Annotated in this window: 11 protein-coding genes and 1 tRNA gene; 6 read left to right on the forward strand and 6 right to left on the reverse strand. The window is 58.6% G+C overall.

The features are described 5' to 3' along the window. Positions 1-146: 146 nt before the first annotated feature. The 3 genes from RH950_RS14220 to RH950_RS14230 are packed head-to-tail and all read left to right on the forward strand — an operon-like array spanning position 147 to position 2535. Positions 147-698 carry a phosphonopyruvate decarboxylase gene (locus RH950_RS14220; RefSeq protein WP_350057846.1) on the forward strand — a complete coding sequence of 184 codons (552 nt, stop codon included), beginning with the start codon at positions 147-149 and terminating at the stop codon, positions 696-698. Then, complete coding sequence (locus RH950_RS14225) at positions 695-1294, forward strand: thiamine pyrophosphate-dependent enzyme (RefSeq protein WP_350057847.1); 600 nt, start codon at positions 695-697, stop codon at positions 1292-1294. Before RH950_RS14220 ends, RH950_RS14225 begins: the two co-directional genes overlap by 4 nt. 14 nt (positions 1295-1308) lie before the next feature. Further along, positions 1309-2535 carry an MFS transporter gene (locus RH950_RS14230; protein WP_350057849.1) on the forward strand — a complete coding sequence of 409 codons (1227 nt, stop codon included), beginning with the start codon at positions 1309-1311 and terminating at the stop codon, positions 2533-2535. Positions 2536-2539: 4 nt separating this feature from the next. On the opposite strand, the gene RH950_RS14235 is transcribed toward RH950_RS14230, so the two are convergent. From RH950_RS14235 to RH950_RS14250, 4 genes are all read right to left on the reverse strand, one after another. Next, positions 2540-2860 carry a hypothetical protein gene (locus tag RH950_RS14235; RefSeq protein ID WP_350057851.1) on the reverse strand — a complete coding sequence of 107 codons (321 nt, stop codon included), beginning with the start codon at positions 2858-2860 and terminating at the stop codon, positions 2540-2542. A 208-nt stretch (positions 2861-3068) separates the two neighbouring features. Next, on the reverse strand, positions 3069-3899 hold the full coding sequence (locus tag RH950_RS14240) for an aldo/keto reductase (protein ID WP_350057853.1): 831 nt from the start codon (positions 3897-3899) through the stop codon (positions 3069-3071). A gap of 29 nt (positions 3900-3928) precedes the next feature. Next, positions 3929-4993 (reverse strand): isocitrate/isopropylmalate dehydrogenase family protein, encoded by a 1065-nt coding sequence (locus RH950_RS14245; RefSeq protein WP_350057855.1) that lies wholly within the window; start codon positions 4991-4993, stop codon positions 3929-3931. A 63-nt stretch (positions 4994-5056) separates the two neighbouring features. Continuing rightward, complete coding sequence (locus RH950_RS14250) at positions 5057-5905, reverse strand: alpha/beta fold hydrolase (RefSeq protein WP_350057857.1); 849 nt, start codon at positions 5903-5905, stop codon at positions 5057-5059. A gap of 309 nt (positions 5906-6214) precedes the next feature. Between RH950_RS14250 and RH950_RS14255 the strand changes: the two genes are divergently transcribed. Further along, on the forward strand, positions 6215-7081 hold the full coding sequence (locus tag RH950_RS14255; protein ID WP_350057859.1) for a DMT family transporter: 867 nt from the start codon (positions 6215-6217) through the stop codon (positions 7079-7081). A 53-nt stretch (positions 7082-7134) separates the two neighbouring features. Here RH950_RS14255 and RH950_RS14260 read toward each other — a convergent pair whose 3' ends face one another. Continuing rightward, positions 7135-10377: a PAS domain-containing protein gene (locus RH950_RS14260; RefSeq protein ID WP_350057861.1), complete on the reverse strand. Its 3243-nt coding sequence runs from the start codon at positions 10375-10377 to the stop codon at positions 7135-7137. A 93-nt stretch (positions 10378-10470) separates the two neighbouring features. Next, positions 10471-11520 carry a hypothetical protein gene (locus RH950_RS14265; protein WP_350057863.1) on the reverse strand — a complete coding sequence of 350 codons (1050 nt, stop codon included), beginning with the start codon at positions 11518-11520 and terminating at the stop codon, positions 10471-10473. A 481-nt stretch (positions 11521-12001) separates the two neighbouring features. On the opposite strand from RH950_RS14265, the gene RH950_RS14270 reads away from it, so the two are divergent. Further along, entirely contained in the window at positions 12002-12400 is a 399-nt protein-coding gene (locus tag RH950_RS14270) for a hypothetical protein (RefSeq protein ID WP_350057864.1), read from the forward strand. Between the two features lie 145 nt (positions 12401-12545). After that, positions 12546-12621 (forward strand) — tRNA-Thr (locus RH950_RS14275). Positions 12622-12623 lie beyond the last annotated feature (2 nt).

Below are 12623 nucleotides of genomic sequence, written 5' to 3' on the forward strand. Positions count from 1 at the left end.
GCCAACGCCGCAAGACAATGCGCCGCTTGGCAATACGGACATCGCGGAACGGGACCGGTGCCGAATAAGGCCCGCCCCCCGCATGGACAGGCCGGTCCCCGCCGGGCAGAGTTGCAATCAACGAATAATAACAATCGGGGAAACTCATGAGCGGCGATTGGAGCGCAGATGCGCACAGCCTCTTCAAACAGCACGATATCCGCCAGGTGGCCTACGTGCCCGATGCCGGCCTCAGCGGCATCATCAAGGCGAGCCTCGCGGATAACGACATGCAGACGGTTCCGCTGACGACAGAGGAAGAAGGCATCGCGGTTGCTGCCGGCGCCTGGCTCGGCGGCCAGAAATGCGCCGTGCTGATGCAGAGCAGCGGCGTCGGCAACACCATCAACATGATCGCGTCGCTGACCACGACCTGTGCCTTCCCGCTTTTCATGATCGTCACCATGCGCGGCGATTACGGGGAATCGAACCCCTGGCAAATGCCGATGGGCCGGGCAGTCCAGCCGGTGCTCGAAGCGGTCGGTGTGCGCTGCCTGCGCGCGGACACCACCGAGGCTGCCGCGGAGGCTATCCAGGCCGGGCTGATGATGTCCTTCCATGGCGGCGAGGCTGTCGCAGTCCTGATCGGCCAGAAACTGATCGGCGCGAAAGCCTTCTCGGCGCCAGCGGCACAGGACGCGACCGGAGTGCAATCATGAGCAAAAACAAACTCTTCCGCCGCGATGTCGTGAAAAAGCTGATGACCGTACGCGGCGATGCATTGTGCATCAGCGGTCTTGGCTCCCCGACTTGGGATCTGGCGGCGGTCGATCATCGGCCGGAGAATTTCTACATCTGGGGCGGCATGGGCGGCGCGGCACCGACTGGGCTCGGCCTTGCCCTCGCGCAACCGGACCGGGCCGTCTGGGTGCTGACAGGCGACGGCGAGCAGCTCATGGGGGTCGGCAGCTTCTCGACCATCGCGCTGCAGCAGCCGAAGAACCTGGCGATCCTGGTGCTCGACAACGAGCATTACGGCGAGACCGGCATGCAGGCCGCACCGACCGGCCGCGGCACGGACCTCGCCGCCATGGCGGCGGGCGCCGGAATCAGGAACAGTATGACGGTCGGGGACGAGGCCGGCCTCGATGAGCTGCTCGCATTGCTGAAACAGGGGCGCTTCCCGCTGGTCGCCGTGATCAAGATCGACATAACCACCGGGGAAACCGTCATGCCGCCGCGCGACGGGAAATTCGTGAAAAACACGTTCCGCAGCGCGGTCCTCGGCCCTGACAAAGCGCTGTACCCGCGCTGACGGCCAGGGTCAGCATGGCACATCCCACTGAAACCCGGCCGTCACCGCCACTCCGCGACACGGTGACGGTCGTCTTCTTCATGATCTGGGTGCAGTTGATCGGATCGATGGCGTCGCTCTGGTTGCCCGCCATCGCGCCGGAGGTTGCAGCCGCTCTCGGCATCGACGCGTCCATGATCGGCCTCCAGGTGGTCGTGGTCTATCTCGGCGGCATGGTCACCAGCCTGTTTGCCGGCGGTCTGGTGGCGCGGCTGGGCGCCTGGCGGGTCTCGCAGGTCAGCCTTGTGCTCTTCGCCCTGGCGCATCTGGTGATCGCCAGCGGATCGCTGCCCCTTATGGCGTTCGGATCCTTCATCATCGGCTTCGGCTACGGCCTGATCAATCCGCCGGCCGCCCACCTGCTGTCAAAAGTGGTCACGCCCAAGAACCGCAATCTCGTGTTTTCGATCCGCTTTACCGGCGTGCCGCTGGGCGGGATAGCGGCCAGTACCTTCGCACCGGCCATCGCCCTTGCGCTCGATTGGCAGACCAGCATGCTGGTCACCATGAGCGCAGCGCTTGCCATGGCGCTCTTCATGGAACTGTTGCGGAAACGCTGGGACAGCGACCGGTCCGCAGCCGCCCCCCTCTTCCGCTCGCCGCTCGCCGACATCACGGCGGCCTTGAAGCTGCCGGCGATCCGCTGGCTCTGCTTCACCGGGCTGTTCCTCGCCGCGATCCAGCTATCCCTGAATGCCTTTGCCGTCACCTTCCTGGTGGAGGAGACCGGATACACGCTGGTCGCCGCCGGGCTTGCCCTCACCGCCGTGCAGGTCGCCGGCGTGATCGGCCGTATTGCCTGGGGCGTCCTCGCAGACCGCATCCGGAGCGGCTTCAAAGCCCTCATCGTCAATGCTTTGCTCACTGCGCTATCGGCGCTGGCAACCGTTTTCGTCGCTCCCGACTGGCCGGTTGGCGTCGTCTACGTCCTGTTCTTCATATTCGGGTTCACGGCGATGGGCTGGAACGGGGTGTTTGCATCGACAGTGGTTGAGCACAGCCCGCAGGGCAAGGCCGGCAATATGACCGGTGCAGCGCTGTTCTTCACGTTTTCTGGGGTAATCGTCGGGCCGGCCGTCTTCACGCTCGGCTATCAGCTGGTCGGCACCTATAGCGGAAGCTTCATGGTCACGGCCCTGCTCGCTCTTGCCGGGACAGGCACAGTCCTGCTGGCAGCAAAGGGCGCGCGGAAAAGTCTTTGAGTAATCAGGAACCGAGCTTCACGGAGCGCGCCCGGATATCGCCGAATTTCGGATTTGGATTCATGTCGTCCGTCGGATCCGTATATTCGCCATGTTCGGCAAGGATAGACGCGCTTTCAAGAGCCGTTTTCTCGACTTTTCGAGTCTCGCGCGGGTTCAGCATCCGAAAGGCCTTGTCGGCCGCACTGAATTCCTTCTCTGCAAGCGTCTTGGCCGCTTTCGCGATGGCTGCATGGACGAAACCTGTTCCAACCGTGCGATCGACCGCCTCGGCGAGAATTTCGAGACTCTTACGCTCAACATGTTTGCTATCAACGGCACTCATGGCCTGTACTCCAAGTCGTCGCGTATTCAAGCCGTACTATCTTATATTGTGGTGATTCGCTGATTTTTTTCCAAGGCCTTTTTAAAGTAAACGTGACCTGCCTGGAAATCTGCTGCGGCAAGAGTGCCAAAAACCGTAATGCGTTCCGTCCTCTAAGCCAAACATGGAATGTACCTTAAATACCGCACCCTCAACCTGGATCACCCCGCTAGAGCACGTCCAGCGCCTGTTTTCGGCGCGGCGGCGGAAAACTATCGTCCAGCACGCGCAAGTCTTCCGCGTCGAGACCAAGGTCAAGCGCAGCCCTGTTTGCCTGCACATGAACAGGGTTGGACGCCTTCGGGATCGCAATCACCGAAGGATTGCGCAACACCCAGGAGAGCGCGACCTGCATGGCCGTCGCGCCATGCTTTTCCGCGATGGAACGCAGGGTGCGATCTGCCAGCCGGCCCTGCTCGAGCGGCGAGTAGGCCATGATTGGCATCTTCCGCTCCCGGGCCCATGGCAGCAGATCCCATTCGATACCCCGGCGTGACAGGTTGTAGAGAACCTGGTCTGTCTGGCAGGCACCGGCTCCGGCCACCTTTTCCCAGGCAATCATTTCAGCGACATCAAAGTTGCTGACACCGTAGCCGCCGATCTTTCCGTCCGCCTGCAAGGCCTCGAAAGCCGCGACTGTCTCTGCCAGGGGATGCGATCCCGGCCAGTGCAGGAGGTAGAGATCGATATGGTCCGTTCCGAGCCGCCGCAGACTGTCTTCACAGGCAGCGATCGTCCCCTTTCGGCTCGCCTTGTAAGGCAGCACCTTGGAGACGATGAAAACCTGGTCCCGGCGCCCCCGGACCGCGTCGCAGACAACCTCTTCCGCCCCGCCATCGGCATACATCTCGGCCGTATCGATCAAGGTCATCCCGAGATCGATCCCTGTCTGCAATGCCCTGACTTCGCCATCGTGGGCACCAGCGCTTTCGCCCATATACCATGTGCCGAGGCCGAGGGCCGGTACCGTCCTGCCGTCCGGCAGCGTAATGGAGCGCATTGTCGGTTCCCTTGTTTCCATTTGCAGACTTAGACTTCAGCGACCCGGCGGGCGACCGCTTTACCGAAAGCATCCGTGCCCAGCGCACCGCCGGCATCCCGGGTCCGTGTGGCCGCATCGGCGACGCAGGCCATGACCGCGGCCTCGATGGCCCGTGCACTCTCCCGCAACGCATTGCTGTCGCTGCGGTCCGCCAGCCATTCGAGCAACATGCCCGTCGACAGCATCACGGAACTCGGATTGGCGATATTCTTGCCAGCAATGTCCGGCGCCGATCCATGGGCAGCCTGCGCCACGGCATGCCGGAGCCCGGCATTGAGCGAGCCCGCGAAGCCAAGACCGCCGGCAAGCTCCGCCGCTTCGTTGGAAAGAATGTCGCCGAACATGTTGGAAGTCACGATGACGTCGAATGCACCGGGCTTCCGGACAAGGTGCGAGGCCATGGCATCGACCAGGACTTCCTCGACCTCCAACTCCGGAAACGCGCTCGCGCCCTCCGTGGCCGCCTCAAGGAAAAGCCCGTCGCTGAGTTTCAGGACGTTCGACTTTGTCACGATCGTCAGTTTCTTCCGCCGGGTCATGGCCAGTTCCGCGGCGGCGCGACCGATCCTTTGCGCGCCCTGCCTGGTAATCTTGCGCACGGCAAGGGCCATATCCTTGTCCGGCATGAATTCCCCGCTGCCCGCGAACATCGTGCGCACGGCATAGAAGCCTTCGGTGTTTTCGCGCACGATCACCAGGTCCATATCCTTGACCAATGCCGCATCGTGCCCAACCGAGCGGCTCGGACGGATATTGGCGAACAGATCAAGCCGGCGCCTGAATTCGGCCGACGGGTTGAGACCACCTTCAGAGGCGGGCGGATAGGTTGCTGTCGAGACCGGACCGAGGATAACGCCGTCCGCCGCCGACGCGCTCTCAAATACCGGCTCCGGCAGGGTCGAGCCGTGCCGGGCGAGCGATGCTTCGCCGATCGCGTGCTCCGCCAGTTCCAGCCCAAGCCCGAACCGCTCGTCGGCCGCCCGCAAGACAGTCATCGTCGCGCTGACAATCTCCGGACCGATCCCGTCTCCAGGTAATACGACCAGCTTCATGCTTTGTTTCCTCCGTTATTTTTGTTTTTCACGTCCGGCTTTTCAATACCGAATCGCCTGGCTTCAGGATGCCCGTTCAAGCATTCCGAGATACCGCTCGTTGAAGGCATCTGCCGCTTCGTACTGTACCCAGTGACCAATACCATCCATGACCACGATCTCCGCGTCTGGATCGGCCCCCTTAATAGCGGCATTCCGCACGCTCACCATGCCAGCCGCCGTAACATCCTCGCCCCCCCAGATCGCATTCCGGCGCGCGGCGATCTTTGGAAGATTCCGCAGCACCGTATCGGAGAGCGATAACGGCCGTGACCGGAACCGGGCCCGCGCCGTATTCGCCAGCTGAATGTCGACGGCAAGATCGTCCACATTTGCAGGATCCGCGAACATCAGGACCTCCAGATTGTTGCGAGCTGTTATCCGGCGCACTGCATCATCCATCTCCGGAAGAATTCGGACCAGTCCATCCGTCGACCGCTCACGCGGGCCGAATCCGGCCGCACCAATCAGCGTAAAACTGCGGACACGGTCACCGAGACGGACCGCCGCCTCGCTTCCGGGGACGGCACCAAAAGAGAAGCAGCCAATATGGAGATTGGAGCTCGGATCAATCACCCGCTCCAGTCCGGCGGTCAGAATTTCGCCGATATGCGTCGCCGTACTCTCTCCTTCCGGCCGATCACTGTCCCCAAGTCCCGGAAGGTCCGGTGCAATCACGGTAAATTCACGCGACAGTGCCAGGATATTCCGACACCAGTGATTCCAGGACCCAAAGCCGCCATGAATCAGAACGACGCTCGGCCCTTCCCCCCACTTTCGCCAGACCATACGGCCATTGCCGCACGGCGTTTCAACCACCGTGGCCGCTTCGTTGAGGACCTTGAGAATATTGGCCTGCAAAGGCCCAGTCATAGCCCTCGCTTCAGTAAAATCAGACATGTGAATCGCGGAATTTCAATCGCAGGATAGAGACCGGGAAAACCTGTAACATATTCCGTCCTGGATCGGTTCGCTGTTATCTGAACGATTTTTGGGGCCATGCGGCATCAATCCGCCGGATGGGCCTCTGCTACAAACCGATTGACAACAACTAAAAATACACCCCGAATAGCGTCGTCATTAAATATGTAAGCGGACCTGATGCCGGATAGTTTAGAGTCTCAGCAACACCTGATTGGGTCCCGTCAGGTGCTTAACAAACTGTACCGACTTTGGGGCCGCGTGCCCGAGAATCTCAAGGGTTGCGCGTGGCTTGTGCTCGCCTCTCTTTTGTTCACGGTCATGACTGCGGCCATCAAGGATGTTGGACAACGGATCCCGGTCTGGGAAATCCTGTTCATTCGTCAGATCTGCGTGATTCTGATCTTGTCACCGCGCCTTGTTAAATCCTTTCCGGTCGCTTTCAGGACCGATCGCCTGTCACTGCATGCAGGTCGTATTTTCTGTTCTCTTTGTGCAATGGCGACAGGATTCACGGCCGTCATCCACATGCCGCTCGCCCAATCAACGGCAATCTCTTTCGCGCGCACATTGTTTATCACCGTACTTGCCGTGTTGATTTTGAAGGAAGTTGTCGATCTGAAACGATGGGGGGCGACGGTTATCGGGTTCATCGGTGTCCTGATCGTCCTGCAACCCACTTTCGACGGCATTGATTTCTACGCTTTTCTCGCGCTGTCCTCCGCGGTCTTCGTCGCCTTCGTCATGATTCTGACCCGGTTCATGACCAAGACCGAATCACCGGTCACGATCATGACTTATCAGTCATTCGGGCTGGCTATCGTGTTCGGCATACCCGCGTTCATTTACTGGGAAACGCCGACGAGCGGTGAACTGCTCGCCATGGTGCTGACCGGCGCCTTGATGTCCATGGCGCAGTACTCGAACATCCAGGCCTACAAACATGGCGAGGCATCCGCAGTGCAGCCGATGGAATTCACCCGGTTGATATTCGCTGGTTTGATCGGGGTGCTGTTTTTCCTGGAGACCCCGAGCACGCTCACCATCCTGGGCTCCATGGTGATTTTTGCCGGAGCGGCCTATTCCATCAGAGAAATGGGGCGCGACAAGCGCATTCCTGACGAATAGGTCCGGCGGGTCCGGCGCCGGCAAATTGATTGCCTGCCGGCGTTTGCGGGTGATCAACGATGGGGCATCATGCCACCTGCATAGAGCCGCGCGATCAAGAGCCGAAGCCGATCCCAATCGACAGGCTTGGTCTCGAAATCGGTGAGGCCCGCCTCAAGATATTTCGCCCGATGTTCCGGCATGGCATCGGCGGAAAGACCGACAATCGCCGTCTCGCGATTCGGGCCGCTTCCGGCGCGGATTTCACGCGTCGCGTCCGGACCGTCCAGCTCCGGCATTTGCATATCCATCAGGATCAGGTCGAACACGGAGGCAGAGGCCTTGTTCACCGCAACACGCCCGTCCGCCGCGATCTCTGTTTGGTGTCCCCATTTCGCAAGCATCATCGCAATCAGGTCGGCGTTGAGACTGTTATCTTCAGCAAGCAGGATGCGCAGGTCCGGAACCGCTTCAACATCTGGCTGGACGCCATCATTCTTCTCATCGGCAATGGGCGACCCGGCCTCTTCGGATTGCCCCTTTTCAAGGGTCAGCGAAAAGGAAAACGTGCTGCCTTCTCCCGATACGGAACTCACGGCAATGTCACCCCCCATCGAATGAAGAAGCCGCTGGCAGATCGAAAGCCCGAGACCGCTTCCACCGAATTTCCGCGTCGTCGACGTATCAACCTGATCAAACCGTTTGAACAACCTCGGGATGGCGTCTTCGGGAATCCCCATCCCTGTGTCCAAAACGCTACCGGACACCAGAACATTGTTTCCTTCCGGGACAGCATCCAACTGCAACAATACATGCCCCTCGGCGGTAAACTTGATGGCGTTGCTGACCAGGTTTGCGAGCACCTGTTTAAAGCGGAGCGGGTCTCCACGTACCCTGCGCACGGCCGTGTCGGACATCCGGAAGAGCAGCGAGACACCCTTGTCAGATGCTCCTCCGCCGAACAGATCAATAATCTCTCTTGCAGTGCTTTCAAGATCGAAGTCGATGCTCTCCAGCTTCAGTTGACCAGCCTCGATCTTCGATAGGTCGAGAATGTCATTCAGCAGGCTGAGCAATGTGTCGGCGCATTGCCCCAGAACGTCGAGATAACCACGCTGCTGATCACTGAGGTGCTCTTCCCGCAGCATCGAGACCATCCCCAGCAAACCGGTCATTGGTGTCCGTATCTCGTGGCTCATCATCGCAAGGAACTGAGACTTGGCGTCATTCGCCGCTTCCGCTGCCCGGCGGGCTGCGTCAAGATCATCGGCCAGCTTCTCGAGTGCCTCGTGCTGATCGGACAGACGTGCATGCGCTTCCTCCAGCGCTGTTTCACGTCGCTTCAGGTCTGAAATATCTGTGAGCGTAATAACTGTCCCGCCGTCCTTTGTCCGGCGTTCGGAAACCAACTGAACCCTGCCGTCCGGCCAGGTCTGCTGAACCGGCTTGCCATCAGCATCGCGGTGCATGTCGAGGCGCTTGCGCAACCAGGATCCCATCTCGCCGAAGTCGGTCGGAATCTGACCCGAATCGGCCACAAGTCTGAGGAAATCTTCAAACAGCAATCCAGGGACGATTTGACTGGCAATTGCAGGACGCAAGTATCGATAGGTGTCGTTGCAGATCATCAGCCTGTCGTTTGCATCAAAATACGCAAAGGCCTCACTGATCGATTCAATGGCATCAGCCATCCGTCGTTCGCTTTCGAAGATCCTGTTCTGTGCTTCCTTGATCTCCGTGACGTCGACCATTACGCCGGTGAACTCGATGCGTTCATGCGCAACCCGGACAACCTCCGACATGTTTCGGATCCAGCGGGTTCCGCGCATTGGCAGCTTATAGCGTGCTTCAAAGCGAACCTGATCCCCCGTACGCAAAGGGGCCTCCAGGGCGGTTCTCACAGCTTCTTCATCTTCGGCAACCGGCCGTAATTCCGATGACACAGCGCCGGGGCTCGTGTCTTCGAACCCGAATATCTCAGTCGCTTTCGGACTGAGATACGAGAAGCGGGGGAACAAATCCTCCCCCCGTGACCATTGGCACAGAACGCCGGGAACCGTGCGCGCGATTTCACTCAGACGCGCCTCGCTCCGGACGATCCTCTCCTGATCGAGCTTCCGACGTGTCACATCCACGATCGAGCCAACGATCCGCAGGATCCTGCCGTCGTCCCCGGCGACCGGACGGCCACGCCAATGCACCCATGTTACCTGGCCATCGTCAGAGCGCATCCGGACTTCGATATCCATCACCGCCCGATGTGTTACGCACGCCCAGTATTGGCCCTTGAAATTGCTGAGATCCGCATCGAAAACTGCGGAGAACAGAGACGCCATGTCGGCGGGTGCCTTCTCCAGCCCGCCCGTCAGGATACCGACGGCAAAATCCGACCAGTAGAAGCTGTCCGCGGAACGGTCATATTCCCAGACGCCAATCCCGCCGGCCGATACAGCAAGTTCATATCGCTCGGTTACACGTTCCAGCTCTGTGCTGGCTATCCGGTGTTCCGTGACATCGCGACGCATGGTGATAAGCGCGCCCGAGTCGGTGCGAAACTCGCGCGCGGCATACCAGCGTCCACTCTTGTGCTTGCGGTCCCCGAGGTCGGAAGGCCCGTCAGCCCGCGCCTGCAAACGCTGCGCGACATAGGTCTCGGGATCGTTCCGCGCGAGCGGACTGTCAATGACACCGTTCTTCAGGCTGATGCGCAGCACCGCCTCGAACGACTTGCCTTCGAGGTCTTCGATATCTTTCAGATACGGGAATAGTTCGAAATATTTAGGGTTGGCATATACGTAGCGATCATCCGCATCGTAGATGCTAACGGCCTCGTCAAGAGCATCGATCGTCTGGCGCAGCAACTCGTTGACCCGGTGCGCTTTTTCGATGTCATCGCGGTTCGTGATGTCCTGGAAGACACCAATGATGGCAGAAACGTCTCCATCTCTTCCAAGCTCCGGAACCCCGTAGGTGCGAACGTTCCTGATTGCGCCGTCGGGAAGCCGAATCCGCAAGGAAAACTCGAACGGCTCCTTCGTTTTTATGCATTCTTCGAGCTCGGCACGAACCTTTGGCCTGTCTTCCGGCAGATAGGAATCAATGGCGGCCTCAAGGTCCGGCGCGCCAGATCCCGGGTCCAGGCCGTGCAGCAAAAATACTGCATCGGACCAGTAAACACTGTTGTTCGTGAGATCGAGGCGCCAATACCCGATTTTCGCCAGCTTCTCAGCGATGCTCAGCAATCGGCCACGATTTTCGTAGTCCTGAGTCATCGTCTCGTCGACCGATCCGGACTGAACCATCTTCGAGCTTGTCATTCTAACGGGGGTCCTTCTGCCACAGAAGACAGGTGCCGCTGCTTGTCTAGTGTGCCGTGGGCTTCGAGATCACGCGATCGGGACATAACCAGCTTACTTTACAGCACCGACCCGCTGCTCGATATCCTTGATGCGTTTTAGACCTGGCTTGATCTCGGAATTGATGAATTCCAGGCGCTTCACCGGCCCCCCGCCGTGATTGGGAAAGCGGGCTTCATAAAGGTTCATCTTCACAGCGAGACCACACAAAACGGCACCGATACTGACATGGTGTGCCGTGACCAGTTCCTGGAATGACTGGAAGGAATCCGCGCTGATATTGTCCCAGAAATCGTGGGACCGGTGGTTGAAATACTCAAACCGTCCGACCAGAGATGTCGAGATCTCGTTCAGGTCCGACTCGATCTCGATCAGAACCTTGAGCTGGTTCCTGTCGTTCTGGATCTGGTAGTTACTATGCAGCTCCTCCATCCAGGAGATGAAAGTCGGGATTTGCCGCATAATCTTGTCGAGGCAATTGCGGAAATACGACAGGGACAGGAAGATGTCGCCATACCGCTCCAGGAATTTAGGCACCTCGGTCAGCTCGGTGTTCAGTTCCTCGGCAAGGCGCTTCAGCTTAGCGACCGCCTCGTTCCGGTCCGGCGACGCCACCATCTTGATGATCTCGCCGACATCACTGACGCCCTCTGACTGGTCGCCGCCGTAAACACGCTGGATCAATGGCCGGGTGAAGGCGCGCATATACTCGGTCAGCTCGGCACGCTTGGCTTCGGAAAGCTGCAGCGCGGAGAAATCCTCAAAACCGATATCCAGATTGCGCAATTCAAGGCGCAGGGAATAAATATCGAACGATTCCAAGGAGGAAAGTTTTTCAAGGATGATCAGGTCGTGGGTCAGTGCCCCACCGACATCCTGGAAATATCCATGCAACTCCTTCGCCTCGACCTGCCCGCTGCCGGAACCGCTATCACGAAACAGTTCTATGGCGCTTTCCAGGCGCGCATTCTTGATCATGAATGCTTTCTTCAGGCCTGGCGTCTGCAAGGGGATGATAGAGAGAGGCAACGTGTGCAGAGAGTCGAGGGCCTCCTCGTCGACTGCACTCTTTTTCGCCTTCGCTTCCTGCAACTTGACACTCATTAATCAGCGCTCTTCCTGGTCCAGCCCATATTTCATAATCCCGTATCGAGCTTAAGAATTCATAAACATTGCTGCATCATCGGTGACCGGAATAGCGCTGTTCCGGACACCGATGATGGTTAACAAGAACGATACATCAAATCCCGAAACGCTTTGAGTTTTAAAAGCCACGACCGGGTTTCTACCGCAAGCACATCGCCCACCAAGAGGTTCTCGACATCAATTCGATCTCAATTTTTCGAAAAAAACAGCGCCCATTGACACATTAAAATATGCAATACGGAAACATAAAGGGAACAAAAAGGAACTAAAATCGGTACGCTTAATCCGTTTCGAATTTTCGTGGATTTTCATGCGTCATGATTCACGAGCGATTCACGTTTTCATGCGTAAAGTCCCTGCAGAACGATTCTGTCAGCTGCCAGGCTGAAATGCCCGACGAAATCTAGATAACGGCCGCTACAAGGCCCGGAGTGATTGGATGCTCGAAAGTTTAGAATTGAACAATCGGGAACCCTGCGGACGCGAGCTCTATGTTCGCCACCAACAGGTTTACGCACTGCTCGAGTTGAATGTTCGGCTCAGCCAGTTGAAATGCAGGGGCGAGCGTGTATCAGAGTTTGATGATGCGATTAGGGTCATATCCGTTCTGATTTCAGAACTCGTCACACGGTTTGAAGAGGCTGCAACTCCGGGCCACAAGGCACCGGACTATTCGGACACCCAGATTACCAATGTGCGACAGGCGACAAGCATTCTGAAAGACCTATGCGATCGAGATGTGCAAGTTGCGTCCCTGGTGCAGGCAGCCCGCATGGTTGTCGCGGCAGGCTCACAGCCACGTTTCGCACGGCCGCAACTGGTGGTCTCAAACGGTTAGGACACGCTTTCCCGGTCGACAGGGCACGGCAGTTTCCATCAACATCTGCCGGCGGAGACGGAACGCACACTGTTTTCCAGACTCCGGGAAGCCAAACCCGTTGACGACAGAGGCAACTCGCTGTATCCCGCAGAAATGTTGGCGCGCCGGTTTAGCTCAGTTGGTAGAGCATCTGATTTGTAATCAGAGGGTCGGGGGTTCGAGTCCCTCAACCGGCACCATC

It is taken from the genome of Nisaea sp., assembly GCF_040217065.1.
Taxonomy (GTDB): Bacteria; Pseudomonadota; Alphaproteobacteria; order Thalassobaculales; family Thalassobaculaceae; genus Nisaea.